The organism is Paenibacillus sp. NRS-1782 (genome assembly GCF_050467685.1).
Classification (GTDB): Bacteria; Bacillota; Bacilli; order Paenibacillales; family Paenibacillaceae; genus Paenibacillus; species Paenibacillus terrae_A.
Window position 1 is genome coordinate 22,743 of record NZ_JBITPH010000018.1, and the last position, 24,487, is coordinate 47,229.

Genomic DNA, 24,487 nt, shown 5'->3' on the forward strand with positions numbered 1-24,487 from the left:
GATTTTTGAGGTAGAGGAGTAGAAGCAAGCATATGGCTGAATTGAACGGACTAATCATGGAACAGCTTGCCGGAATCGTTGCAGGGATTGTGCTTATTTTGCTCATCCTGTTGATTGTTATCATTGTGCAGGGTGCAAAGTTGAAGAAGATGCGGCGAAAGTATGAAACCATGATGGCAGGCAGCGGTGTCGAGAATTTGGAAACGCTGCTGATTGATTTGAAGGTGCAAATGGATACGATTGAGGATGAGCAGGAAGCCCATCGTGCAAGTATGAAATCTCTACGCAGTAAACTGACTGGCCTGAAGGGGCATATAGGTATCAAACGCTATAATGCCTTTGGCGAGCGAGGGAGCGATCTAAGCTTCTCCATGGCCATTGTAGATGATAATCAGGATGGTATCGTATTAACCGGTATTTATAACCGGGATGGCTCTTATGTGTATGCCAAGCCCCTGGAGGAGGGGCAGTCATCCTATTCCTTATCTTCTGAAGAGAAAGAAGCTGTTACTCTTGCGCAGCAAGCAGGACGGAACGGTAATGCCACTCCTTAATCGCGGAGTATAAGCTGCCAGCAATGATATCTGATAATTTCATTACCAGATTTAGTCTTGTATTTTGCAGCACAAAGTATTCCATAAAGCCGCCGACGTTAACGATTCCTGTCAAATGGATATCGCCGACCGGCGGTAATTCTTTATTTACCCCCGCTCCAGGCTTCAAAGGCCCGTCCGCAACCTGAATGCATCCGACGCTGGAGGTTTGTCCAAGACATGCGTCTATGCCGATGATATAGGGCTGGTCGTACCGGGTGTGTATGCCGTCCAGTGTTGTTTGCAGATTCATAGCATGTACAGGCTCCTCCAATGTTCCGTAAAGATGAAAGAGCGGGCTTTTATAACGTGACAACTGGGTACCTACGAGCGGGCCGAGACAGTCTCCAGTAGAACGGTCGGTGCCGATGCAAATAATAACGATATTTTGCAGACTAGGCGCCTGGTGCAAATGGAACAGCAAACGATGGATGATAGCTGATTGGATTCCGGGGTCGGTGTGTGATATTTTTAAGCTAAGGGGTTCTTGCCCCGGAATGAAGTCAGATGGATGAGTCATGGAATCTTCCTTTCGCTCTGTAATGGAGTGTGCAGATTGCGCTCGCTTATAGACCGTTAGCGTTGGTATAGCAATTGATCAGAGATGAAACCAGCAGTAAACTGCCTTAGAGAATAACAATTAGCCTGCGGGTAACCATTATTCTCAAGATAGTAGCTAGTATATGGATAAGTTTGGCGTTTTATACTCGGCGAAGTAGATTATTCATAGCAAAATGAATGAAACCAGTAGATGGGCTTATGTAGTAGACAATAGAATGTGGGAAACCAGAAGAGTGTCTCTTGTGTAAGGAGGAGCAACTGAATGATCTTAATGCGTTGGTTGGAGAACAATACAGGGACGGCTGCTGTTGTGAAGGATGCGATGCACTGGAAGGATGTTGTATGGGAATGGCTTTCAGATAGTGCGATGTGGTCGACTATGTTGTTTGTGGTTTTGAAGATCGCTATTATTTTTATCATCACACGTATCTTTATTCGCGTTATTAATAAAATTATAGATAAGTCGATGCAGCAAAAGGGAGAGAACAGCAGGTTCCAATTGAATACCAGGCGTCTAACAACCGTACGAGAACTGCTGAAAAATGTAACCAATATCGTATTCAATTTCATTCTGATTATGCTGGTATTGTCTCAAATGGGCATTAATCTCGGGCCTCTGATTGCCGGAGCCGGGGTGCTTGGGTTGGCCGTTGGTTTTGGGGCACAGAGCCTGGTTAAGGATGTGATTACCGGGTTCTTTATCATTTTTGAGGATCAGTTTGCTGTAGGAGACGTTATTCAAACAGGAACCTACAAAGGTACAGTAGAAGTGATTGGGCTGCGTACAACCAGGCTGGTGAGCTGGAAAGGGGAGGTTTACATTTTACCTAACGGTTCCATTACAACGGTTACAAACTTTTCCATGTCCAATTCCTTGGCGGTGGTGGATGTACCGATGAAGGCGGAACGTACTCTGGAGGAAGCTGTTGGTTTGGTAAAGCAAGCGATCCATGGCATTGAAGAGTCCAATGTGCAGGTGCTGAATATACCGGATGTTCTGGGGGTTCAGTCGATGACGACATCAGAGTATATTGTGCGTGTTGTGGCGGAGTGTATGCCGAATACAGGGGCTGCGGTAGAACGTGATATTCAGAATAACATTAAGAAGGCCCTAGAGGATGAGGCACATCGTCAGACCGCGCTGGAGACGGCGGTAACTCTGGAGAAGGAAGACGAGCAAGAAAGAAAAGGGGGAGAGAAGGGTGGAGCGTAAGTTGTTTGAACTGGGGGACATTGTGCAGATGAAGAAGCCCCATCCCTGCGGAACGAATGAAATGGAAATTATCCGTATGGGGATGGATATTCGAATCAAATGTGTCGGCTGCCAGCACAGTGTGCTGATTCCGCGTGCCAAGTTCGAAAAGAATATGAAGAAGGTGCTGCGTTCAAAAGCTAACGCTGACGGGCAGCATTCGGAAACGAATTGAGCCGGGGCAGCTGAGTGATTTTGGGTAACAATGAACTTGCATCATGGGCACAATGATGATATAATAATCCTTGCTGCGGAAAGGTACCCAAGAGGTCTAAGGGGGCTGACTCGAAATCAGTTAGGCGTCGCAAGGCGTGCGTGGGTTCGACTCCCACTCTTTCCGCCACTAATTTAGATGAGATTTAATCCCTCTACTTGAATGTAGAGGGATTTTTGCTATAGAAAGTCAGGGATTTGAGACGTTGTCATCATATTTACTAAAGAAGTAATGGTATAAATACAGTACCTTGGTGTTTCATTATATATTTCTGTATAATTAGATTAATCTTTTGTTTTAATTTTGACTTGATTCAATCTTTATGGTGATACTGAGCAATAAACCTTGAGTTATGTTAAATCCTTACACTAAAAAATAAGGAGGTTGGATATGATAAATTCTTGGACATTAAAGGTGAAGGATTTTGGGAAAATCAGTAAAGCGGATATTAAAATAACTCCTTTTATGATGTTTGTAGGGGAGAATAATAGTGGGAAAAGTTATATTTTACAATTACTATGGGGGATTTTTATTCATGTAAAGCCAATGATACGGTTAGATATATTGAAAGATGACCAAAACTTTATTCAACTATTGAATGAACTGGAAAATAAGATAAAGGGTATTAATTTTGAAGAAGGCGATGAAATACACAGTATAGAAATCAACGAAGATATTCAAATTCGTTTAATGAATATCCTGAACAAGCTATTGTATGCTAAAAAAGAGTGGTTAGTTAATACTATTTTTAATTATCCGATACGTATCGGGCATTTAGAAGTTAGCAGAGACTTTTATCTTAAATTTAAGCTTGAAGCTGAAATTAAGAAAGTTATTACATTCCAACCAATTAAAGAATCTGACTCTGAAGAAGAAAACTTTGCTGAAGTACCGAGTGAAATGTATAGTTTCAAATTGATGCTCCAAAGCAATAATGAAACTGAGAATATAGCCACTTTTGCATTTCCTAAAGAAGATAACTGGGATTCATTGTCTAGATCTGTGCTGCTTAGGATTATTGAAACTTTAGTATGCCGAGACTACTCCATTCCCCCAAAAATCAGGCAACCATTTGTCGGAAAATTAACTGCGTTTAGAAGAAGAACTTTTTTTGATCCAATTTATTTTCCTGCTTCAAGAACAGGTTTTATGTATACTTATCAAACGATCCTTGGAAATGAAAGAAAGAACATGAGAGCTCAGTTAAAAGATAAATTTTTGAATGTATCAGAGAGAGAAGAATTTTATGGTGAAAGTCAGCGATCAAATCTTAGATTAACTCAACCTGTTCAGGACTTTTTAGAGAAATTATCAGAGATATATATAGATGATCAGCAAGAAGCATATTTAGATGAATTAGAATTTTTAAATAAAAATGTTTTTCAAGGTAGGGTCATTCTAGACCAAGCCAATAACTATCGTTTTACCCCTGCTGATTCAAAAGAAGGATTACCTTTACAAGTAACATCATCATTAGTAGCTGAACTTGCGCCAATATCAATTTTTCTAGCCTCGCAATATGATCCAGAGCTATTCATTATTGAAGAATCTGAGTCACATTTGCATGTGAAAAAGCAACTGGAATTAGTGCGATTGTTTTTTAGACTAATAAATAAAGGGAAATCTGTTTGGTTAACTACGCATAGTGATAGTTTTGCGCAGCAGGTTAACAATTTGCTTACTCTTTCGCAACATTCAAAAAAAGAGGAGCTATTTCGAGAGCTTGGTTATGAAGAAGTCGATACCTTAAAAGACGTATCCTACTCCTCATGTTATCAGTTTAAGTCAAAGGATGGGAAAACAATTGTGGAGGAAATTGAATTAGGACCATATGGTTATGTTATACCGACATTCAATAATGTCCTTGAAAGGCTACTAATTGAAACAAGCAAAATCCAAAACATAGGTGAAGTGGATGGTTAAAATTGATTACGATCTAGCAGAATAAAGAGTGAATTTTATGAAGTAATCAACGGAACAGAATTACAGGTTGATGAGACATCAGATAGTGGGAAAGCTAAGGTTACAGTGATATTCGATTCAGTTGAAGATAGAGAGTTTATAAGATTGCTTCAGGAAACTAATACTTCTTGGCTTGCTTACACAAAAAATAGCCGTTGTGCTGACGGAGTGATCATTGAGATTAGTACCTTAAATCAGTCTCAATGTAAAATTTACATTATGGAACTTAAACGCACAATTAACCCTGATAAATGGACAACAGATGTGAGGGCTCAATTTAGAGGTGCTACGCTGAGGGCGCTATCATTTCTATCTTCGTTAGGTATTAGGAATGTTACTGAAATAGAATATTTTACTGGTTTTGTACATTCTGATATGGAAGATCAAATCAGGGCAATCAAAGCAAAAAAAAGCATAAATCCAACCAGTCCAATAGCTAAGAAAAATTTCCTAGGAGTAAAAGAAACAGAAACATTAGAATGGGAAGCTGAGAATATAACTATTTTTGGAAATGATTTCACTCATCATAAAATTAATTTGATATTAGATGATAATGTAGGGGTTGGATCAGTTCATATTTAAATTGAGTACTCAAAGTTTAATTTTTATATCGACTAGAGGAAGAGATGTACTTTTAAATTGTTTATTGACTATTGTAGGAAGGAAACAGCCAGTTAACACGCCCAAGTGGTCTTAAAAGAGATGGTGAAAGCGACACTCTACCTTAGCTCATTTTCAATGGATAGGCCTCGTCAAATTTGACGAGGTTTTTGTATTACTCCTCGTCTACAAGTGTGATTATTTCACGGATGTCCGTAATGTCTAATGCATCTGCGATTTCTTCAATATGCTTGAAGTTTATGTTTTCTCTCTTCTCGTTCGCAAGTTCAGATAGTGCCGCTCTGCGGACACCAGTCTTGTGAGATAATTCGTTTAGAGAAATCCCCCTCACTTTGATCAACTCACCAAGCATTACTTTTACCTTCATTCCACACACTCCTATTTTTATTTCAAAAACCTGACTGTACTCATAAGCGTACAATATAATAAAGATAAATGTTGTACGTATAAGCGTACGAATTAAAAAATAGTCCCTATTATTTTAGGAGCTAAGGCGTTTAGAGGAAGAAAAGGAGGACGGATGTATGAGTAAATCGTTGGGATTGGAATGGGCTTCGATGGTATACGGGCCGTATGATTTGCCGCATATGTATGAGATATTCGAGGGAGTACTTTATAAAGGATGCTACTTCTTCTATCTGGACAATGGTGTGCTATGCCTGCGTCAGGTTCGCAAGTTAGGTCAGCCGGAGCATACACAATTGTTCATCGATGGAGATAGTGCAGGACTACAACTGGCAGTGGGGATTCGGCGTGATTTGATGGAGGTAGTAACTGACATCATCAGAAGCTGGAGGGACAAGTTCGGGCTTACTTTTCTGTTCGATGAATTACTGTGTCTACAAGGAAGGGGAGACATACAACTGAATCTTGTAAAAGACAAGGGTTAGGATGTTCTTATGAGGTGTCATTACAGCAAAAAAATACCCCTGACAGCAGGAAAATAAGTACCGTCAGGAGCATATTTTGTTGTTATAGCTGGTTCGGCGGGTAGTTATAGCGTTTTGTTTTTTTTGAGCCGGAGATCATCAGTAGGATGGCTGCGATCAAATGTAGAATCCAGCCCACTACGGGAATCCAAGCCAGCAAAGAAGTGAGTACTCCCCATACAGAGCCGTAGATCGCTTCCTGATTGCGCAACGACAGAATGAGTGTTACTGCATGCAGGATAAGCATGAATCCCAGAGCGGAGTAACCGGTCCCCACGACAATAGCTCCTCCTACAATCGGTACAGCAAGCACCAATTCGAATATACCTGATATCCACTTTAATATTCGAGAATAACTCATCTTAAAACCTCCATAATAGTAGGTCTTTGTACTTGGATATATTCTAGCAGAAGGAGCCAGATTAATCTGCATTTTACCAGTATATGCAAAAAGTCCGATCATACAACAAAGGAGGACCTCAAAGGTCCTCCATCGTAGGCGCTACATTTTTAACAGGATACGATCTGTCCAATCACATCACAAAACTCGGTGTACTGACAAGCAATACCAGTGTTGAAAAGACAGAGTCCTTTTACACAAACCTAACGCTTCTAATGCCCGGAATGGATCTCCTAACAGTTTGTCCGGCTACGTCATCCAACGGAACCACACCTCTCTGTTGTATCGCCTAATCATAATATGGCCCGGATTCCGAAGAAATATACACATTAATGAACGCGGGCTTTCGTTTTTTTCTTCCATTTGCGATTATGGTTGGTCGTCTCTGGAAATGATTCGCCTCTTTCCAGTGTCACTTGCTGCGGGTCTTGAATTTCGGTGTGAAAGCTTTTTTCTCCCACTTCCATATATACGCCGTCATTTGGCGCTTTGTCACCTGGCTCGAATTCGGTTTTTTCACCCATAAGGTTGTTCCTCCTTTACTACATGGATTTGAACTGCAACAGTTATTGTGCGCCGATATGAGCAGAAACATCCGGGAACAAGCACACTGAATGTCAGAAAATCGAATTCTTCCCTAATATATAGATAAATCCTACCGTACATTTAAAATCGCAAAGAATGGAATGCAGGGAGCTAATATTGCTGATTTACAGCACATGAACTCAATTGCTGGTTGCAATCAGTTGTTGGATTTGGTAAACTGTTTTAGTGCGAGTTTAGGCTCGTTCCTTGCTCTCAACTGAGATTGGGGGCCTTATGTCCATAAGGAGGTGTAAAGAATGCGCAAATATGAAGTGATGTACATTATTCGTCCTGACATTGAACAAGAAGCTGTTCAAGCGGCAGTCGATAAATTCCAAGGTATCATCTCCAACGGCGGTGGCGAAATTACGAGTCACGATGTAACTAAACGTCGTCTTGCGTATGAGATCAAGAAATTCCGTGATGGTTCTTTCGTTCTGGTAAACTTCACAGCAGAACCTGCTGTAGTTGCTGAGTTTGAGCGTCTCATGAAAATTTCTGACGAAGTAATTCGTTATCTCATTACGAACGACGTAGCTTAATTATTGTACGTGATTATGTAATGAACAACGCTCAAAGGAGGGGATTGGATTGTTGAACCGTGTCATTTTGATCGGTCGTTTGACCAAAGATCCGGAGCTGCGCTATACACCGTCTGGTGTAGCAGTAACCCAGTTCACCCTGGCTGTAGACCGTCCGTTTACGAGTCAAGGCGGCGAACGGGAAGCGGATTTCTTGCCGATCGTAACCTGGCGTCAGCTTGCTGAAACATGTGCTAACTATCTTCGCAAAGGTCGTTTAACGGCTGTTGAAGGCCGTGTTCAGGTACGTAATTATGAGAACAATGAAGGAAAACGTGTATACGTGACTGAAATTGTAGCTGATAATGTACGGTTCCTGGAATCTAACCGCGATGGCGGTAACGGTGGCGGCAATAGCGGTGGAGCTGCGCGTGAGGAGTCTCCTTTCGGAGGCGGTAACAGCAATAGTGGACGCGGGAATAATAACTCGCGAAACAATCAGGATCCTTTTTCCGATGACGGAAAACCGATCGATATTTCGGATGATGATCTACCATTTTAATTGGGAAAGGACTGACAAAGAATGGGCTTCAGACAAAGAGAAGGCGGAGACGATAACAAAAGACCAGCTCGTCGTGGTGGTCGCAACAAACGTCGTAAAGTATGTTTCTTCACTGTGAACAAAATTACTCACATTGACTATAAAGATACAGACCTGCTTAAAAAATTCATCAGCGAACGTGGAAAAATTCTTCCTCGTCGTGTGACTGGAACAAGCGCGAAATATCAACGTATGTTGACAATTGCGGTTAAACGTTCCCGTCAAATCGCATTGCTTCCTTACACTACTGAATAGTAGTTTCATGGAAGAGAAAAAGAGGCGCTCCCGAAATCGGGAGCGCCTCTTTTATGATTTTTCTTATTGACAACAAGTCCCATGTATTGTAACTTACTAATAATACAATCCATGTTTAACCATTATGCGTAGCTCGGCTTTTCTAGTCGTATTTGTGATCGCATGTTCCCCCAACTCGCCAGAGTATACATTTAGATTTCTGGAATGTTATTTTATGTTACATGAAAACTTATATCACCGGTAATTTTTCGAAATAAAATTCATAAACCTTACAAAATAGATAGTTTTCATTTTTTATAGCACACAAAAAAGATGTTGACGTGATATTATTTTACACTTAAGATAAGCCATAATAAAAATATAATGGTTGTCAGCACTCTAAATTGACCAAAGGTCTAAAACACGTGTTTACGCTATCATTGGTAACGGTAAGGAGGATGCATAGCTATCATTTTTAAACCTTAAGCTTTAACGAATCAACGCAGGAATGAGACAGGCTGTTAAATAAAAAAACCGACTAAGGGGGATGAACAGAATGGTGCAAACGAAGAAATGGGTTTCTTTGCTTATGGTACTTACGATCGTTGGTGTTCTGTTTGCAGGATGTAGCGGAGGTGCTAATGAAGCACAGCCGGGCGATAAGGGTAATAAAACAGAGGGAAAAGAAGGCAGTCCACAAGTCACAGAGGGTGTTATTAAAGCAAGTGATCTGACGCAAAATCCGCCTGGTGCTACGAACCGGAAGGATAACATTGTGGTAGGTATGGTATCACCTAAAGGGGTATTTAACCCGTTGTTCTGGCAAACAACTTACGATCTATATGTAGTCAGAACGGTATTTGATTCCTTTTTACAGGTGAAAGCGGATGGTACATACGAAAATAGCTTGGCTGACAAGATTGATGTATCTCAGGATGGCTTGAAATACACATTCCACCTGAAGCCAGGCTTGAAGTATAGTGACGGGACACCAGTAACGGTGAAGGATTATGCTTTTGTTCTCAAGGTACTGCATGATCCGAATTACGATGGAGAAACCGATGTTTTATCTTTTAAGATTAAAGGAGGTAAAGAATATCACGATGGCAAGGCGAATGATATTTCCGGTATCAAGGTCATTGATGATAATACGGTTGAGGTAACCGTTACAGAAGCAACAGCTTATACAAAGGATTTTCTGGGTGAGCAATACTTCATGCCAGAAGCTTATTACGGAAAAGGTTTCAAAAAGGGCAGCCTGGACAGCATCAAGGCGCTCAATAATAAGCCTGTCGGCTCTGGGCAGTATGTGCTGAAAAGCTTCTCCCCGGGTCAACAAGTCGTGCTTGAAGCCAATCCCAACTACTTCAAGGGCGCACCGAAGGTGAAAACGGTTATTTTCAAAACGACGACAGACGAAACCAACTTGTCTATGCTGCAAACGGGTGAAACGGATATAGACAATATTACGGTTACAGAAGATAACGTAGAAGAATTGAAGTCTCTAGGCTTCCTGGACGTGAATATTATGCCGACCAACGGCTACGGATATATTGCATTTAATCACAAAGAAAAGAAATTTCAGGACCCCAAGGTACGCCAAGCTTTGACCATCGGTTTGAATCGGAAGGAGATTGTGGAAGGGGTGTACGGTCCGTACGCGAACGTCATCAACATTCCACAGTCTACAGAAGCCTGGTCTTATACGGATGAGGGCATTAACAAATATGAGTTTGATACCGCTAAAGCAAAGGCTCTGCTGGATGAGGCTGGCTGGAAGGCTGGAGCGGATGGTATCCGTGAGAAGGATGGTGAAAAGTTTACCATTAACTTCTCAGCGACTGCGGATAATCCAGTAGTAGAGGCCTTGCTGCCGATTATGTCCAAAAACTACAAGGAACTGGGCATTAAGCTGAATTCTGAAACACTGGATTTTAACGCGATTATGGATAAAAAAGATACGGGCAAGTTCGATATGTTCTTTGCCGCTTGGGGATTGACACCTGATCCAGATACAACGGTCTACCTGACCAACGGCTCACAAAATGATGTTGGCTACTCCAATAAAAAGGTCGATGAACTGACGATTGCGGGTAAAAAGGAATTGGATCAGGAGAAACGAAAAGTGATTTACAAGGAGCTGTATCAAGAGCTGAACAAGGATTTGCCAGCCATCTTTATGTATCAGCGCAGAGATATGTGGCCAGTTAATGGACGTGTATCCGGCTTAGAAATTACACCATACAAGGATTTTGAATTCAGTCTGTATAACGCTCAGCTCGCTCAATAAGGATTGCCAATCGTATGCTCAGCTCTCACGGGCTGGGCATATCACTTCTTTATTTGTCTGGAGGAATGACTATGAAGCAGTATATTATTCGAAGACTGCTGCAACTCATCCCCACACTCATTGGCATATCCATTATCGTATTTGCGATTTCAGCCATGGTGCCGGGTGATTATATTACAGCCAAGCAGAACCCGAATATGACCGCCGAAAAGGCACAGCAGCTACGACATATCTACGGGTTGGATAAGCCGGAGTACCAACGCTATTTTATATGGGCGGGGAATATGCTGAAGGGGAATATGGGGGACTCATTACAGCATAAGCAGCCAGTAACGAAGGTCATTGGCAATTATGTATGGAACTCTTTTATTATCGCTTTTTTCAGTCTTATTTTTAGCTGGCTGATTGCGGTTGTTGCCGGGGTATTTTCAGCAAAGTTCCAATACTCGTTATTCGATAAGTTCGTCACGCTATTCATATTTTTGTGTATGTCGCTGCCGTCTTTCTTTATCGGTCTTTTGGTGATCAAAATATTTGCACTGGAATGGGGTATCCTTCCGGTTGGCGGCATGACAACTGCAGGGATGGAGTCAGGCTCATGGGCTTATATTGTGGATGTTCTCAAGCACATGTTCCTGCCAACGCTCGTGCTTACAATGCTGAGCACAGGCAGTCTGACGCGGTATTTCCGTACAGGTATGCTGGAGGTGATTCGTCAGGATTATATTCGCACCGCACGCGCTAAGGGCTTGAAGGAACGGACGGTTATTTTCAAGCATGCTCTGCGCAACGCACTGATTCCAGCGATCACGCTGCTCGGCTTTGAGCTTCCCGCCTTATTTGGTGGGGCGATGATTTTGGAGAAGGTGTTTGTGTGGCCGGGTGTGGGTCAGGTATATCTGGAGTCCATAAGTATGCGGGATTATCCATTCATGCTGGGCTTCACCATTTTCCTGGCGCTCCTTACGCTCATCGGTAATTTGCTCTCGGATGTATTGTACGGTATGGCAGATCCAAGAATTCGCTTGAAATAGGAGGGATACTATTGCCCGCAGAAACAGTCACGATTGTAACCAATCCAAAGGCGGCGATCCGTCCTGAAGCGTCTCCATGGAGAATCGCCGTTCGCCGTTTTAACCAGAACCATTTGGCTTTAGCTGGACTCATTATATTGATTCTTATGGTGATTATTTGCACATTTGGACCGATGATTTCACCTTATCATCTGGATGATTACAAGCTATCTGACAAAAATTTTGCCCCGAATGCCCAATACTGGCTCGGTACGGATAAGTTTGGCAGAGATATTTTGCTGCGTACGATGCTGGCTGGCCGTATTTCGTTGACGGTGGGGCTGGTGGCCACGTTTATTTCGGTCATGATCGGTGCGACGTTGGGTGCACTGGCAGGTTTCTATCGCAAGGGCGTGGATACGATCATTATGCGGATTGCCGATATTTTTATGGCATTGCCTACCTTGCCGCTGTTGATTATTTTAGGCGCCGTTCTGTCCGATTTGAAGGTCGATCCAGCGAACCGGATTTATTTTCTGATGCTCATTATCGGGGTCTTGAGCTGGACGAGCTTGTCCCGTCTGGTTAGGGGGCAAATTCTTACGCTGCGTGAGCAGGAGTTCATGCAAGCGACGGAAGCGCTCGGCTTGAGAGACAGCCGCAAAATATTCCGTCATCTGCTACCGAATACGATTCCTACGATTATTGTAACGGCTACGCTCGGGGTGGCCGGGGCGATTATCACGGAGTCAGCGCTCAGTTATCTGGGAATCGGTGTTGTGCCGCCCACACCTTCGTGGGGAAATATGATTTCGGCTGCGAACAATCTGATCGACTTCCGCAAACGGCCTTGGATATGGGTTCCACCAGGAATGTGTATTTTGATTACGGTTGTAGCGATTAACCTGATTGGCGACGGTTTGCGCGATGCACTGGACCCTAAAATGAAGAAGTAGGAGACGAACGTTTATGGAAAATGCTTTGATTGAATTTCGTAACCTGAAAACCCACTTTCATACCTCTAGCGGAACTGTCAAAGCGGTCAATGACGTCAGTTTTAAAATACGTGAGGGTGAAACGCTCTGTGTGGTAGGAGAATCGGGCTGTGGCAAAAGTGTAACGGCCATGACGATGATGCGGCTGATTGATTCCCCCCATACCTCGGACGGTGAAATCTGGTTTGAGGGCAAAAACCTGTTAACGCTGAATAAAGGTCAGATGCAGCAAATTCGCGGCAATGACATTTCAATTATTTTTCAGGAGCCGATGTCTTCGTTGAATCCCGTTCTCACCATTGGAGAACAGATTACGGAGCCGCTGCTGATGCATACCTTAATGAGTAAAAAGGAAGCACGTACCCGGGCGATTGAGCTGATCAATCTGGTGGGTATTTCGCGTCCGGAGGAAATATTTCATTCGTACCCGCATGAACTGAGCGGTGGTATGCGCCAGCGGATCATGATTGCTATCGCACTGAGCTGTAATCCGAAGCTGCTGATTGCGGATGAACCGACAACGGCACTGGACGTTACGATTCAGGCGCAAATCCTCGATCTGATGCGGGATTTGAAGGATAAGCTCAAAACGTCCATTATGCTGATTACGCATGATCTGGGCGTCGTGGCGGAAATGGCCGATTATGTGGTCGTTATGTATGCCGGAAACGTGATTGAAGAGGCCCCCGTCATTGAGCTGTTCAAGAATCCGCAGCATCCATATACGCAAGGGTTATTGAAGGCGAAGCCCGTCATTAATCAGAAGATTGATCGGCTGTATTCGATCCCTGGTCAGGTTCCTAACCCGATTGAGCTGGAGGAAAACTGTCATTTTCATGATCGGTGTACACATTGTATGCAAATCTGTAAGGATCAGGCCCCTCCCCTGCACGAAAAGAAGAACGGTCATAAGGTTGCCTGCTGGCTATATGAGGAAGAAGGAGGGCAACGGGTATGAGCGAGCCTTTAATTCAGGTGGAAGGTCTGAAAAAATATTTCCCGATCACAGGCGGGATTTTTCAGCGTACCGTGGGACATGTGAAAGCGGTCGATGATGTGTCTTTTACCATCCATAAGGGAGAGTCCTTCGGTCTGGTAGGAGAATCCGGTTGTGGCAAAAGCACGATTGGGCGTACGATTCTCAGACTGATGGATAAGACAGAGGGATCGGTGCGATACAAGGGAGAGGACTTGCATGCGTTAAGCAAGGAGCAGATTCGTGCGCTTCGTCCGAAGCTGCAAATTGTCTTTCAGGACCCCTTTAGCTCATTGAATCCGAGAATTAAGGTAGGTGAAGCCATCGGGGAAGCACTGCTGGATCACGGATTGATTGACCGTAGCAAGCTGCGGAAAAAGGTGAACGAGACGCTGGATATCTGCGGGCTATCCTCCTATCACTATGATCGGTATCCGCATGAGTTCTCTGGTGGTCAGCGTCAGCGGATCGGGATTGCGCGGGCTTTGATTTTGAATCCTGATTTTATCGTGGCTGATGAGCCAGTATCTGCACTTGATGTGTCTATTCAGGCTCAGATCATTAACTTGTTAAGTGATTTGCAGCAGGAACGGCAGTTGACGTATCTGTTCATCTCGCATGATCTAAGTGTGGTCGAGCACCTATGCAGCCGCATCGGTGTGATGTATCTAGGCTCGATGGTGGAGTTAACTTCCAAAGAGGAGCTCTTCCGCAATCCGCTTCATCCGTATACGAAGGCGCTGCTGTCGGCGGTTCCCATTCCCGATCCTACGATCAAGAGACAACGAATTGTGCTAAAAGGGGACATTCCTTCCCCGGCGAATCCGCCGTCAGGCTGCAAGTTCCATACACGTTGTCCTATGGCGGAGGCCCGTTGTAAAACGGAAATTCCGGCGTATCGGGATGCGGGCGATCAGCATTTTGTGGCCTGTCATTTTGCCTAGAACCATAGTAGAAAGCCTTTTTGAATCATTTGACTTCTAAAAATCTGTCAGCCTGCAAGCAGGAATTGGCGGGTTTTTTGCTGTGGAATGTAAAAAACAAAAAAATTGAATCTTTTTTTCGAAAAGTTGCAGACAAAATAGATTTTTCATCGTCTAATAAAGTATGGGGGTTATTACGATGATGAAAAAATACTGGTTACGTTGGGCTATTGTGGTCCCAGTACTTATTATATTGATTTTTATTACACTTGGACCAAGGCTGCTGGTCGGTAAGCCGGATGTGGATGCAGGAGCCGCGGTGCTGATGGACATGCAGACGGGAGAATTGTTGATGGATGTGAATGGCGATACGCCTATGCCTTCCGCAAATATGTCCAAGCTCATGACCGAGCTGCTGGTGCTGGAGGATATTCGTGCCGGGCGGTTGGGCTGGAATGATGAAGTGAAAATCAGCCGTTACGCAAGTACAGTAGGTGGTGTAAATCTGTCACTCCGATATGGTGAAAGGCTGACAGTGTCCGAACTGTTCCAGAGCATGGTTGTGTATTCGGCTAATGACGCGGCTGTGGCACTGGCGGAGCGCTCAGCAGGCAGTGAACCGGCTTTTGTGAAGCGTATGAACGATAAGGCGGCTAAGATTGGATTGACGTCCTACAGCCGATTCAGCAACGCGTCAGGAGCGGGGCAGAGTGAGCTGGGTCCTAACCATCCCGAGAATATTCGGGGAGAAACGCAAATGACGGCAAGCGATACGGCGAAGCTGGCCTCCTACCTTATTATGTCACATCCAGAAATTTTGAGAACGTCCAGCCGTACGCAGATGGAATTAAAGGATAAGGGCATCTATATTAGTAATACGAACTGGATGCTGCCTTCCTTGGCGGGACCCTACTCTTACGCAGGAACGGATGGACTGAAAGCGGGATACACCAGCGATGCGGGATATTGCTTCACGGGTACAGCCGAACAGCATGGCAGAAGGCTGGTTGCTGTAGTGCTGGGGGCACCGAGCAAGGAGGAACGCTTCAAGCAGACACGGAAGCTATTCGACTATGGTTTCGCTCTGTCTACCTCTTTCCCGGTACGGCTGCAAAATTGGGCTAAGCTGACTTTGCGCTAAGTGGAGGAATGACTGTAAAAGCTACATAGGGTACAGGCTATAAACATCAAGCAAGGCTTTGACCGTGAGGGCGAAGCCTTTTTTTGGCGTGGATGTGGTGACGAGGAGCTGACTACGACATGGCACTTTTGACAACAAGGTAGCAGACCTTTTATGCTGTGGGGGGGAAGTTTCCGCTTCATAAGAGCCAAATCCGGTTTAATGAAGAGATGGGATTTATCGAAGTAAAGAAGGAAGGAAACGGTTATGGAGAGAAGACATAGGAGAAGGACAGGCGGCAAGCCTAAGAATAAAAAAAGGTTTACCGCTCTATATATTTCATGTATTGTTTTGTTTCTGATTGCGGCGGGAGGATATCTGTTCCGTAAACAGCTAACGCTGGTGGCCTTTGACTGGTTCGTATCTCCGACGTTGGAGAGCAAGCTGGAGAAGTCCTTTCAGCCGCGCCAGTCGGAGGGAGATAAGCAGCTGGAGCCGGTTGCTTATCGGAAGGAGCCGTTTTCGGTGCTGCTGCTCGGTACGGACCAAAGGCCTAACGAGAAGGCGCGTGGCCGCTCGGATACGGTTATTTACGCGGCTGTACGGCCTGCGGAATCGCGTGTGCTTCTGGTTTCCCTTCCAAGGGATACGTATGTCCAGATTGTCGGACATGATCCAAATCATGACGGTGAGGATGATTTGGATAAGTTGGGGCATGCTTATGCGTTCGGAGGCGAGGATATGTCCATAGCTACGGTAGAGAAGCTGATGGAGCATAAGGCCGATTATTATGCTACGATTAATTTTCAAGGTATTCAGGATGCTGTAAATGCGGTGGGCGGGGTTGAACTTCCCATCGATAAGCCGATTGAGAATAAAAATCCGCTGCATATCAAGTTCCGCATCGAGGCGGGCAAGCCGCTTTATAATGGTGAAGAAGCGATGTATTATGTTAGATATAGGGAAGACAGCGACTTTAACCGTACCAAACGGCAGCAAATTTTTCTGAATGCAATGGCGGATAAGCTGCTGAATATCAACGGGATTTCCAAGATTCCAGAGCTGCTCGATATTATGGGAGCCAATTTAAAGACGGACATGGAGCCTGCTTTTATTACAGGACTTGGAAAGCAGGCCATTTCGCAGGGGCAACTACAAATTTCGAGCTTTACGATTACGGGGGAAGGTTTCAAGAAGAAGGGCCTGTATTATGACCGGGCCAATGAACAGGAACTCGAATACGCCAGACTTATGATCGCAAACTGGCTGGATTCCGGCACAACCCCGCAGACGCTGAAGCTTCCCGACAAGCAGGACATTCAGTGAGTAATCATTTGATTTTACAATTGATTTTGAGGGGGATTTTTTTCTCATGAATATCGCTTTTTTCTTGCTTCCCAAACAAGAGGTTGCTTTTGTCACCGCGGATGCAACTTTACGGCAAACGTTGGAGCGAATGGAGTATCACCGTTTCACGGCGGTTCCGATTTTGGATAAGGAAGGTAGATATACCGGCACGGTTACAGAGGGTGATCTGCTGTGGCATATGAAGGAATCTGAGGGGAAGATCACCTTTGAAAACGCTTCGAAGTTTATGCTCAAGGACGTGCCGCTTCGGGTTTCGATAAAGCCGGTGTCTATTGATGCCAATATGGAGGATTTAATTAATTTGGCTAAGGTGCAAAACTTTGTACCTGTGGTGGATGATATGGAACGGTTCATCGGCATTGTCCGCCGTAGCCAGATTATTGAATATTGTGAAAAATTTGTGTCGAAAGAATCGCTTAACTCGTCATCCTAAAGCAAGCAGCATAGCTGCTCTGAAAATAACGATTTACCCTATGGGGTAACAGTTATTTTCAAAATAGGATATGCTATAATGGAGAATAAAGCTTTTTCAGAGGGGTGTGACTCTTCATCATATGCCTAAAGAACTGGATGTAGTTAAACGGGCCAAGGTGATTGAATGGCTCAAAACAGAGGTGCTTGAACAGGTTTCCCGTCTGTTTAAAGCGATGTGGGAAGGCAGTACAGCCCGCATTGGCGATTGTCTGGCGAGTCTGATGATGAGCAGTTATATTTTGGGAAGACGTCTTGGAGTGTCTTACCGTGAATTGGATGATCTCCTCATCGACAAGCTAAGAAAGCACAGAAAAGAAGGACACCAGTTGGAGGATTGGTATCAGGACATATCCGCACTGGAAGAACATATGCGTAAGAGGTGAAAACTTTGAAATTCCGCTTGGCAACTGTAGCATGGAGCGTTATTTATTTGCTGCTGCTGCTGTCTCTATTGACACCCTTAAGAATCTTCACCGTATTTTTGCTGATTGTGCCTGGCGTTGTATTGTTTTCATCGCTGCCTTTCAAGGGATTTCTGATTCATGTCATACCGGTGCTGTTGATTATAGCGCTACAAGATGTATATTTGCTGCTTCCCGCGATTTATTTTCTGATCCCCGCCTTGTTAATGGGACGGGTATATAAAAAGGGAGCCCCTGCTTTTCAGGCGTTGATGACCGGAACGGGTGTGATTTTAGCCGAGTTGTTGGTTGTATTGCTCATCGCTACGTATACCTTCGGGTTTGATCTTTCGCAGTATCTTCGTGATCAGGCTGCTATATCGGCAAATCTGGTACAGCAAATCTTAAATGGCAATTCGATGCTTCCCGGCATGAATTGGACAGCAGAAGATACACAGAGACTCGGTACGATGATGATCGGCAAAGTTCCATATGTGCTGATCCTGACCTCGTTTTTACTGGCTGTGATCACGCACGCTCTGACGCGTCCAGCATTGAGTAGCCTTGATGTGCCTGTACGCAAAATGAAGCCTGCCCGAGAATGGAGACTGCCACGCGCGCTCATCTGGTATTACCTGCTGGCGATTGTGTTTGAGTGGGTGGCTATGTCCTCTGACAGCAGTTGGGTTCAGGCGGTTTCTGTTAGTATGTTGCCGCTGATTCATGCGTGCTTTATTATCCAGACGATCGGATTTATTTACTTCTGGACGCATAGCCGTAACATGCACCCTGTGATCGCGGTGCTGCTATCGCTCGTCGTTCTGGTGTTCCAGCCACTCCGCATTATCGGTATTATTGATTTGGCCTTTCCGCTGCGTGAAGCTATTACAAGATCAAAGAAATAGGGTGAACAGTCATGCCTAAATTTCTACAAAAACGCTGGCACGGCTATCAGACTGTCTGGGCGTTTTTACTGCTGCTGGTGCTTGTCATATGTATTTCCATGTATAACTGGGAACTGGGTGTGATGGGACTGGTGCTGTCATTCTTGCTCGGCGGGCTGATGCTGAAGACGGAATTGGATTTCCGTCGGGAACTAAATCAATATATCAGCGGCCTTTCCTTTCGCATCAAGCGGGTGGAAGGGGAAGCGGTCAGCTCACTGCCGTTCGGCATCATTTTATACAGCGAAAATCGAACGGTAGAATGGCACAATCGGTTCGCTGGGGAAATGTTCGAGGACCAGTCACTGATAGGCGAGCCGCTCCAGGACCTCTTTCCCCAGCTAGCAGGAGCTTTGGGTGCCAAAAAGGAAACGAAGGAGCCTGTGCGTGAGCTAAAGGTAGAGCTACAGCATGATGAGCGCTATTATCAGTTCCTCATCGTGCTGGATGAGCGTCTGATTTATTTGTATGAAGTAACGGAGCTGGCGGTGCTGCGCAAGCAGTATGAGAACGAGCGGCTGGCGCTCGGCATCGTTATGCTTGATAATATGGATGAAGCTGCTCAGGGAATGGACGATCAGCAGCGTACCGCGCTTATTGCGAAGGTGTCGAGCGAGATTACAGCATGGGCGAACCAGTACAATATTTATTTGCGCCGTTTGTCATCCGAGCGCTATCTCATCATGCTGAATCACAAGGCGCTTCAGGAGCTGGAGCAAAGTCGATTTGTCATTCTGGATACGGTGCGGGAAATGACGGCCGATTTGAAAGTGCCGATGACACTGAGCATCGGTTTGGCCTTCGGCGCGGAGAGCATCAAGGAGCTGGGTGAGCTGGCTCAGTCCAGTCTGGATATGGCGCTCGGACGGGGTGGCGACCAGGCGGCGGTGAAGGCCGGACAACGTCTATCTTTTTACGGCGGCAAGTCCAATGCTGTCGAAAAGCGTACACGGGTGCGCGCGCGGGTCATTGCGCATGCGCTGCGTGATCTGATGCAGGAGAGCGACCGCGTGCTGATCATGGGGCACAAAATACCGGACATGGATGCACTGGGAGCAGCTATCGGGGTGTGGAAGGCGGCAGCGCTCTACAACGTAGAGGCGCACATCGTGCTGGATAAATCCAATCCGTCCATCGACCGGATGATGGAGCAGGTGAACAAGGACGAGAATCTGTCGGCAGCGCTCATGACACCGGAGCAGTCGCTCCAGCTGATGACCGAGCACAGCCTGCTGGTCGTGGTGGATACGCACAAGGCTTCGATGACGATTGAGCCAAAATTGGTGCAGACGGCGAGCAGGGTGGTCGTTGTAGATCATCATCGTCGGGGCGAGGAGTTTATTAACGATTCTGTTTTGATTTATCTGGAGCCATATGCGTCGTCGGCTTGTGAGCTGGTGACAGAGCTGCTGCAATATATTCATGAGAAGGTTCAACTGACGCCGCTGGAGGCGACATCATTGCTTGCAGGGATTACGGTGGATACCAAGCATTTTTCCCTGCATACAGGCTCGCGTACGTTTGAAGCCGCCGGTTTTTTGCGGCGTAGCGGGGCAGATACAGTGATGATCCAGCGCTTGTTAAAAGAGGACCTGGATGAATATATTGCTAAGGCGGAAATTATTAAGCATGCTAAAATGATATATGGGCACATCGCGCTTGCGGTGACAGAGCCTGGACAGAAGATACCGCAGCTTCTGATTGCTCAGGTGGCGGATTCATTACTCAATATGACGGATGTACTGGCCTCCTTTGTGGTCAGTGAACGTCCTGACGGCCTGGTGGGGATCAGCGCCCGTTCACTCGGACGCATGAATGTACAGGTCGTCATGGAACGGCTAGGCGGCGGAGGACATCTGACGAATGCGGCGGTCCAGCTGGATTGTCCGCTGGAGGAAGCCAAACGCAGAGTGGTCGACGTGCTGGCCGAAATTGATGGGGAAGAGGGGTTATTTGAATGAGAGTGATTTTTATTAAAGATATGAAGGGCCAAGGCAAGAAGGGACAAATTAAGGAAGTATCGGATGGGTACGCAGCGAATTTCCTGCTGCCGCGTGGTATTGCCCGCCCGGCGACGGAAGGGAATATGAAGACGCTGGAGAACCAGAACGCTGCTGAGGAAAAGCGCAAGCAAGAGGAAAAAGAAGAGGCGCAGGCACTCGGCAAAAAGCTGGAATCCACAACCGTTCAGCTGAAAGCAAAAGCTGGTGAAGGCGGTCGACTGTTCGGCGCAATTACAAGCAAGCAAATCGCGGAAGCGGTCGCTGCAACGGGGATTAAGCTGGACAAACGCAAAATCGAGCTGGAAGAACCGATTCGTACGTTGGGCGTGACTCAAATGACCGTTAAGCTTCATCCTGAGGTCAAAGCTACGCTGAAGGTACAGGTGACCGAAGAATAATTATGGGCGGCGAATTTTTCGATCGGATTCCTCCGCAAAATCTGGAGGCAGAACAGGCGGTTATCGGGTCCATTTTGCTCCAGTCCGAAGCACTGATTACAGCGATGGAGCGGGTGCAGACCGAGGATTTTTACGATAAGGCTCACCAGATGATTTACGAAGCGATGATTGAGCTGGGTGAATCCGGACAGCCGATAGACTTGGTTACACTGACCTCGAAAATTCAGGACAAGGGTCAGCTGGAGGATATCGGGGGCGTCAGCTATCTGGCGAAGCTGGCTCACGGGGTGCCGACAGCGGCTAACGTGGATTACTACGCTCAGATTATTGAAGAAAAGGCGATGCTCCGCCGATTGATTCGTGCAGCCACGCAGATTGTGAGCGAAGGCTATAGCGGCGGCGAGGACGTCGCTGGTATGCTGAGCGATGCTGAGCGCAAGATTATGGAGATATCCAACGGGCGCTCGGGCAGCGGCTTTATTGCCATCCGCGATGTCGTGATGGAAGTGTTTGACCGGGTCGAATTGCTGCATCAGAACAAGGGCAATACGACCGGGATTCCATCCGGCTTTGTTGATTTGGACAAGATGACGGCGGGTTTCCAACGCAATGATCTAATCATCGTGGCTGCTCGTCCATCCGTAGGTAAAACGGCGTTCGCCCTGAATATTGCGCAGAATGTTGCGGTTCGGGCGAAGGAGACGGTAGCCATCTTCAGTCTGGAAATGTCGGCGGCCCAGCTCGTTCAGCGGATGATCTGCGCCGAGGCCAATCTAGACGCGAACGTTATGCGGACAGGTGATTTTAAGGGCGACGACGATTGGGCGAAGCTGACGATGGGCATTGCGGCCTTGTCAGAGGCCGAGATCTATATTGACGATACGCCGGGTATTACGGTTGCGGATATCCGTGCCAAGTGCCGCCGTCTGAAGACGGAAAAGGGACTCGGCATGATCGTGATCGACTACTTGCAGCTCATTCATGGGCGCGGGAAATCGGGCGAGAATCGGCAGCAGGAGGTATCCGAAATTTCACGGACCTTGAAGCAAATTGCCCGTGAGCTTGAAGTGCCTGTAATCGCCCTCTCCCAGTTGAGCCGGGGTGTAGAGCAGCGTCAGGACAAGCGTCCGATGATGAGTGACTTGCGGGAATCCGGTTCCATTGAGCAGGATGCTGATATCGTCGCGTTTCTGTACCGGGATGATTACTATAATCAGGAAACGGAAAAGAAAAATATTATTGAGATTATCATTGCCAAGCAGCGTAACGGCCCGGTCGGTACGGTAGAGCTGGTGTTTCTCAAAAATTATAATAAATTCGCTAATTATGAGCGTGCCCATTCGGATGCGTTCGCTGGATAACGGAATGATATATTTGAAAAAAGGCTCTTTCGACGCGGTTTTCGCGATGTCGGAGGGGCCTTTTACATATCATGCTCATATGTTTTCATATAAGGACCGAAACTCTCAATTACGAACAATACTATTTTCATGTGATATATTGTTCGCTTTTTATTTGACTTTAAAAAATGGTGCTGTTACACTTATAGTGCTGCTTCAACGCAGTAGGGAGATCATTACGCCCGGGGCTTTCCGAACCTACGGAATGTCTACGACGGACGTTTTTTCCTGCTGTCCGAGAACGCTCTATATCTGTCCGCTCAGGCGGTTGAAGTCAGATATACGCAGCGCGTCAGCCCAAAATCAGAGTGTCTGTGGGCACTCCACGGAGGAATGAAACATGTCAACTGTAGTCGTTGTGGGAACACAATGGGGAGACGAAGGCAAAGGTAAAATTACGGACTATTTGGCAGAAAGCGCTGAAGTGGTGGCCCGTTACCAAGGCGGAAACAATGCTGGTCATACGATTCTCATTGACGGTAAAAAGTACAAGCTGAGCCTGATTCCATCCGGCGTTTTTTATGAAGATAAAAAGTGTGTCATTGGCAACGGCATGGTAGTTAATCCGGCCGCTCTTATTGAAGAAATTACTTACATTCACGATAATGGCTTTTCTACGAAAAATCTGATCATTAGCGACCGTGCACATGTTATTATGCCATACCACATCACGTTGGATGTGCTGGAGGAAGACCGCAAAGGACCTAACCAAATCGGTACGACGCGTAAAGGGATCGGCCCTGCTTATATGGATAAAGCTGCACGTAATGGTATTCGTATTGCTGATTTGCTGGATGCAGAGGAATTCGAAAAGAAGCTGCGCCATCAAACAAAAGAGAAGAATCAAATGATTGAACAAGTATACGGTGGCAAGCCGCTGGATGTAGAAGAAATACTGAAACAATACCTGGAGTATGCAGAATTTGTTCGTCCTTATGTAGGGGATACGTCTGTTGTGTTGAATGATGCGATTGATGCGAATCAAAAGGTACTGTTCGAGGGCGCGCAAGGCGTTATGCTCGATATCGACCAAGGTACGTATCCGTACGTTACGTCCTCCAACCCGTCGGCTGGTGGCGTATGTATCGGTTCCGGTGTAGGCCCGTCCAAGATTCAACAAGTCATCGGTGTAGCTAAATCCTACACAACTCGTGTCGGTGACGGTCCGTTCCCAACGGAACTGAATGATGAAATCGGCGATTACATCCGTGAAACAGGTCATGAGTACGGTACCGTTACAGGTCGTGCTCGTCGTGTTGGCTGGTTTGACAGTGTGGTTGTACGTCATGCCCGTCGTGTCAGCGGACTTACAGGTTTGTCCTTGAACTCGCTGGACGTATTGACAGGTCTGAAAACGGTGAAAATTTGCACAGGCTACAAGTATCGCGGTGAGGTGATTACGCATTATCCGGCTAGTTTGAAAATGCTGGCGGAGTGCGAGGCCGTATACGAGGAACTGCCAGGCTGGAGCGAAGACATTACTGGCGTGAAAACGCTGGAGGAATTGCCTGAGACTACTCGTAATTACGTACAACGCGTATCCGAGCTGACAGGTATTCCAATTGCGATCTTCTCTGTTGGTCGTAACCGTGACCAAACGAACCAAGTGCTTCCGATTTACCTGTAAACCAGCGGAATCGTTTTATCTGTTAAGGCGTTATGCCTATTTAATTGTATAGCTATTCCTGCACGACCAAGGAGAGAGAGGC

Annotated in this window: 27 protein-coding genes and 1 tRNA gene; 24 read left to right on the top strand and 4 right to left on the bottom strand. The window is 45.8% G+C overall.

The features are described 5' to 3' along the window. The first annotated feature begins 32 nt into the window (after nucleotides 1-32). Complete coding sequence (locus ACIFQM_RS07220) at nucleotides 33-554, top strand: DUF4446 family protein (RefSeq protein ID WP_430043952.1); 522 nt, start codon at nucleotides 33-35, stop codon at nucleotides 552-554. Here the strand turns inward: ACIFQM_RS07220 and yyaC are convergent. Next, entirely contained in the window at nucleotides 508-1,113 is a 606-nt protein-coding gene (yyaC, locus tag ACIFQM_RS07225; protein WP_044648684.1) for a spore protease YyaC, read from the bottom strand. The two genes, ACIFQM_RS07220 and yyaC, sit on opposite strands and share 47 nt — an antisense overlap. A gap of 303 nt (nucleotides 1,114-1,416) precedes the next feature. Here yyaC and ACIFQM_RS07230 point away from each other — a divergent pair, with 303 nt between their 5' ends. The 5 genes from ACIFQM_RS07230 (at nucleotide 1,417) to ACIFQM_RS07250 (ending at nucleotide 5,164) form a co-directional block, all read left to right on the top strand. Continuing rightward, a complete protein-coding gene (locus tag ACIFQM_RS07230) occupies nucleotides 1,417-2,367 on the top strand; it encodes a mechanosensitive ion channel family protein (protein ID WP_430043949.1) in 951 nt (316 codons plus the stop codon). After that, on the top strand, nucleotides 2,357-2,581 hold the full coding sequence (locus tag ACIFQM_RS07235; RefSeq protein ID WP_430043947.1) for a DUF951 domain-containing protein: 225 nt from the start codon (nucleotides 2,357-2,359) through the stop codon (nucleotides 2,579-2,581). The genes ACIFQM_RS07230 and ACIFQM_RS07235 overlap by 11 nt, the downstream gene beginning before the upstream one ends. A 77-nt stretch (nucleotides 2,582-2,658) precedes the next feature. Next, nucleotides 2,659-2,749, top strand: a tRNA-Ser gene (locus ACIFQM_RS07240). A 261-nt stretch (nucleotides 2,750-3,010) separates the two neighbouring features. Next, nucleotides 3,011-4,543, top strand: a complete 1,533-nt coding sequence (locus tag ACIFQM_RS07245) for an AAA family ATPase (RefSeq protein WP_430043945.1) — start codon at nucleotides 3,011-3,013, stop codon at nucleotides 4,541-4,543. Nucleotides 4,544-4,648: 105 nt separating this feature from the next. Continuing rightward, nucleotides 4,649-5,164, top strand: coding sequence for a hypothetical protein (locus ACIFQM_RS07250; RefSeq protein WP_430065186.1), 516 nt, complete (start codon nucleotides 4,649-4,651; stop codon nucleotides 5,162-5,164). A gap of 193 nt (nucleotides 5,165-5,357) precedes the next feature. Here the strand turns inward: ACIFQM_RS07250 and ACIFQM_RS07255 are convergent, their stop codons facing one another. Continuing rightward, nucleotides 5,358-5,570 carry a helix-turn-helix domain-containing protein gene (locus ACIFQM_RS07255; protein ID WP_430043940.1) on the bottom strand — a complete coding sequence of 71 codons (213 nt, stop codon included), beginning with the start codon at nucleotides 5,568-5,570 and terminating at the stop codon, nucleotides 5,358-5,360. A gap of 157 nt (nucleotides 5,571-5,727) precedes the next feature. Between ACIFQM_RS07255 and ACIFQM_RS07260 the strand changes: the two genes are divergently transcribed. Beyond that, complete coding sequence (locus ACIFQM_RS07260) at nucleotides 5,728-6,093, top strand: hypothetical protein (RefSeq protein ID WP_430046921.1); 366 nt, start codon at nucleotides 5,728-5,730, stop codon at nucleotides 6,091-6,093. Nucleotides 6,094-6,175: 82 nt separating this feature from the next. Here the strand turns inward: ACIFQM_RS07260 and ACIFQM_RS07265 are convergent, their stop codons facing one another. Beyond that, complete coding sequence (locus ACIFQM_RS07265) at nucleotides 6,176-6,493, bottom strand: hypothetical protein (RefSeq protein ID WP_430046924.1); 318 nt, start codon at nucleotides 6,491-6,493, stop codon at nucleotides 6,176-6,178. Between the two features lie 368 nt (nucleotides 6,494-6,861). Continuing rightward, nucleotides 6,862-7,056: a YjzC family protein gene (locus tag ACIFQM_RS07270; protein WP_430043936.1), complete on the bottom strand. Its 195-nt coding sequence runs from the start codon at nucleotides 7,054-7,056 to the stop codon at nucleotides 6,862-6,864. 318 nt (nucleotides 7,057-7,374) lie between these two features. Here ACIFQM_RS07270 and rpsF point away from each other — a divergent pair, with 318 nt between their 5' ends. The 17 genes from rpsF to ACIFQM_RS07355 all read left to right on the top strand — a co-directional run bounded on the left by rpsF (nucleotide 7,375) and on the right by ACIFQM_RS07355 (nucleotide 24,405). Continuing rightward, nucleotides 7,375-7,659 (top strand): 30S ribosomal protein S6, encoded by a 285-nt coding sequence (rpsF, locus tag ACIFQM_RS07275; RefSeq protein WP_430043933.1) that lies wholly within the window; start codon nucleotides 7,375-7,377, stop codon nucleotides 7,657-7,659. A 49-nt stretch (nucleotides 7,660-7,708) separates the two neighbouring features. Further along, nucleotides 7,709-8,200 (top strand): single-stranded DNA-binding protein, encoded by a 492-nt coding sequence (gene ssb, locus ACIFQM_RS07280; protein ID WP_013312801.1) that lies wholly within the window; start codon nucleotides 7,709-7,711, stop codon nucleotides 8,198-8,200. Nucleotides 8,201-8,221: 21 nt separating this feature from the next. Then, a complete protein-coding gene (rpsR, locus tag ACIFQM_RS07285) occupies nucleotides 8,222-8,494 on the top strand; it encodes a 30S ribosomal protein S18 (protein ID WP_013312800.1) in 273 nt (90 codons plus the stop codon). A gap of 535 nt (nucleotides 8,495-9,029) precedes the next feature. Next, complete coding sequence (locus ACIFQM_RS07290) at nucleotides 9,030-10,763, top strand: ABC transporter substrate-binding protein (RefSeq protein WP_430046927.1); 1,734 nt, start codon at nucleotides 9,030-9,032, stop codon at nucleotides 10,761-10,763. A 71-nt stretch (nucleotides 10,764-10,834) separates the two neighbouring features. Next, on the top strand, nucleotides 10,835-11,797 hold the full coding sequence (locus tag ACIFQM_RS07295; RefSeq protein WP_430042934.1) for an ABC transporter permease: 963 nt from the start codon (nucleotides 10,835-10,837) through the stop codon (nucleotides 11,795-11,797). 11 nt (nucleotides 11,798-11,808) lie between these two features. Beyond that, nucleotides 11,809-12,732, top strand: coding sequence for an oligopeptide ABC transporter permease (opp4C, locus tag ACIFQM_RS07300; protein ID WP_430065188.1), 924 nt, complete (start codon nucleotides 11,809-11,811; stop codon nucleotides 12,730-12,732). Between the two features lie 13 nt (nucleotides 12,733-12,745). Next, nucleotides 12,746-13,729: an ABC transporter ATP-binding protein gene (locus ACIFQM_RS07305; RefSeq protein ID WP_430042938.1), complete on the top strand. Its 984-nt coding sequence runs from the start codon at nucleotides 12,746-12,748 to the stop codon at nucleotides 13,727-13,729. Next, complete coding sequence (locus ACIFQM_RS07310; RefSeq protein ID WP_430042940.1) at nucleotides 13,726-14,691, top strand: ABC transporter ATP-binding protein; 966 nt, start codon at nucleotides 13,726-13,728, stop codon at nucleotides 14,689-14,691. The genes ACIFQM_RS07305 and ACIFQM_RS07310 overlap by 4 nt, the downstream gene beginning before the upstream one ends. Before the next feature lie 178 nt (nucleotides 14,692-14,869). After that, nucleotides 14,870-15,811, top strand: a complete 942-nt coding sequence (locus tag ACIFQM_RS07315; protein ID WP_430042941.1) for a D-alanyl-D-alanine carboxypeptidase family protein — start codon at nucleotides 14,870-14,872, stop codon at nucleotides 15,809-15,811. A gap of 246 nt (nucleotides 15,812-16,057) precedes the next feature. After that, nucleotides 16,058-17,116 (top strand): LCP family protein, encoded by a 1,059-nt coding sequence (locus ACIFQM_RS07320; protein ID WP_430042943.1) that lies wholly within the window; start codon nucleotides 16,058-16,060, stop codon nucleotides 17,114-17,116. A gap of 46 nt (nucleotides 17,117-17,162) precedes the next feature. Then, nucleotides 17,163-17,591, top strand: coding sequence for a CBS domain-containing protein (locus ACIFQM_RS07325; RefSeq protein ID WP_430065190.1), 429 nt, complete (start codon nucleotides 17,163-17,165; stop codon nucleotides 17,589-17,591). A 121-nt stretch (nucleotides 17,592-17,712) separates the two neighbouring features. After that, entirely contained in the window at nucleotides 17,713-18,015 is a 303-nt protein-coding gene (locus tag ACIFQM_RS07330; RefSeq protein ID WP_134911781.1) for a MazG-like family protein, read from the top strand. Nucleotides 18,016-18,020: 5 nt separating this feature from the next. Next, nucleotides 18,021-18,938 carry a DUF2232 domain-containing protein gene (locus ACIFQM_RS07335; protein WP_430042946.1) on the top strand — a complete coding sequence of 306 codons (918 nt, stop codon included), beginning with the start codon at nucleotides 18,021-18,023 and terminating at the stop codon, nucleotides 18,936-18,938. An 11-nt stretch (nucleotides 18,939-18,949) separates the two neighbouring features. Next, the gene (locus ACIFQM_RS07340) at nucleotides 18,950-20,938 is read left to right on the top strand and encodes a DHH family phosphoesterase (RefSeq protein ID WP_430042949.1); all 1,989 of its coding nucleotides are present in this window, start codon (nucleotides 18,950-18,952) and stop codon (nucleotides 20,936-20,938) included. Beyond that, nucleotides 20,935-21,378: a 50S ribosomal protein L9 gene (gene rplI / locus ACIFQM_RS07345; protein WP_014278976.1), complete on the top strand. Its 444-nt coding sequence runs from the start codon at nucleotides 20,935-20,937 to the stop codon at nucleotides 21,376-21,378. Before ACIFQM_RS07340 ends, rplI begins: the two co-directional genes overlap by 4 nt. Nucleotides 21,379-21,380: 2 nt before the next feature. Then, entirely contained in the window at nucleotides 21,381-22,739 is a 1,359-nt protein-coding gene (gene dnaB / locus ACIFQM_RS07350; RefSeq protein ID WP_014278975.1) for a replicative DNA helicase, read from the top strand. A gap of 379 nt (nucleotides 22,740-23,118) precedes the next feature. Next, a complete protein-coding gene (locus tag ACIFQM_RS07355; RefSeq protein ID WP_430042952.1) occupies nucleotides 23,119-24,405 on the top strand; it encodes an adenylosuccinate synthase in 1,287 nt (428 codons plus the stop codon). Nucleotides 24,406-24,487: the final 82 nt, after the last annotated feature.

Excerpts from the sequence above, each read along its gene's own strand:
- ACIFQM_RS07220 (WP_430043952.1), top strand. The coding sequence starts at position 33 with ATGGCTGAATTGAACGGACTAATCATGGAACAGCTTGCCGGAATCGTT.
- yyaC (WP_044648684.1), bottom strand. The coding sequence starts at position 1,113 with ATGACTCATCCATCTGACTTCATTCCGGGGCAAGAACCCCTTAGCTTA.
- ACIFQM_RS07230 (WP_430043949.1), top strand. The coding sequence starts at position 1,417 with ATGATCTTAATGCGTTGGTTGGAGAACAATACAGGGACGGCTGCTGTT.
- ACIFQM_RS07245 (WP_430043945.1), top strand. The coding sequence starts at position 3,011 with ATGATAAATTCTTGGACATTAAAGGTGAAGGATTTTGGGAAAATCAGT.
- ACIFQM_RS07255 (WP_430043940.1), bottom strand. The coding sequence starts at position 5,570 with ATGAAGGTAAAAGTAATGCTTGGTGAGTTGATCAAAGTGAGGGGGATT.
- ACIFQM_RS07260 (WP_430046921.1), top strand. The coding sequence starts at position 5,728 with ATGAGTAAATCGTTGGGATTGGAATGGGCTTCGATGGTATACGGGCCG.
- ACIFQM_RS07265 (WP_430046924.1), bottom strand. The coding sequence starts at position 6,493 with ATGAGTTATTCTCGAATATTAAAGTGGATATCAGGTATATTCGAATTG.
- ACIFQM_RS07270 (WP_430043936.1), bottom strand. The coding sequence starts at position 7,056 with ATGGGTGAAAAAACCGAATTCGAGCCAGGTGACAAAGCGCCAAATGAC.
- rpsF (WP_430043933.1), top strand. The coding sequence starts at position 7,375 with ATGCGCAAATATGAAGTGATGTACATTATTCGTCCTGACATTGAACAA.
- rpsR (WP_013312800.1), top strand. The coding sequence starts at position 8,222 with ATGGGCTTCAGACAAAGAGAAGGCGGAGACGATAACAAAAGACCAGCT.
- ACIFQM_RS07290 (WP_430046927.1), top strand. The coding sequence starts at position 9,030 with ATGGTGCAAACGAAGAAATGGGTTTCTTTGCTTATGGTACTTACGATC.
- ACIFQM_RS07295 (WP_430042934.1), top strand. The coding sequence starts at position 10,835 with ATGAAGCAGTATATTATTCGAAGACTGCTGCAACTCATCCCCACACTC.
- ACIFQM_RS07305 (WP_430042938.1), top strand. The coding sequence starts at position 12,746 with ATGGAAAATGCTTTGATTGAATTTCGTAACCTGAAAACCCACTTTCAT.
- ACIFQM_RS07310 (WP_430042940.1), top strand. The coding sequence starts at position 13,726 with ATGAGCGAGCCTTTAATTCAGGTGGAAGGTCTGAAAAAATATTTCCCG.
- ACIFQM_RS07315 (WP_430042941.1), top strand. The coding sequence starts at position 14,870 with ATGATGAAAAAATACTGGTTACGTTGGGCTATTGTGGTCCCAGTACTT.
- ACIFQM_RS07320 (WP_430042943.1), top strand. The coding sequence starts at position 16,058 with ATGGAGAGAAGACATAGGAGAAGGACAGGCGGCAAGCCTAAGAATAAA.
- ACIFQM_RS07325 (WP_430065190.1), top strand. The coding sequence starts at position 17,163 with ATGAATATCGCTTTTTTCTTGCTTCCCAAACAAGAGGTTGCTTTTGTC.
- ACIFQM_RS07330 (WP_134911781.1), top strand. The coding sequence starts at position 17,713 with ATGCCTAAAGAACTGGATGTAGTTAAACGGGCCAAGGTGATTGAATGG.
- ACIFQM_RS07340 (WP_430042949.1), top strand. The coding sequence starts at position 18,950 with ATGCCTAAATTTCTACAAAAACGCTGGCACGGCTATCAGACTGTCTGG.
- rplI (WP_014278976.1), top strand. The coding sequence starts at position 20,935 with ATGAGAGTGATTTTTATTAAAGATATGAAGGGCCAAGGCAAGAAGGGA.
- dnaB (WP_014278975.1), top strand. The coding sequence starts at position 21,381 with ATGGGCGGCGAATTTTTCGATCGGATTCCTCCGCAAAATCTGGAGGCA.
- ACIFQM_RS07355 (WP_430042952.1), top strand. The coding sequence starts at position 23,119 with ATGTCAACTGTAGTCGTTGTGGGAACACAATGGGGAGACGAAGGCAAA.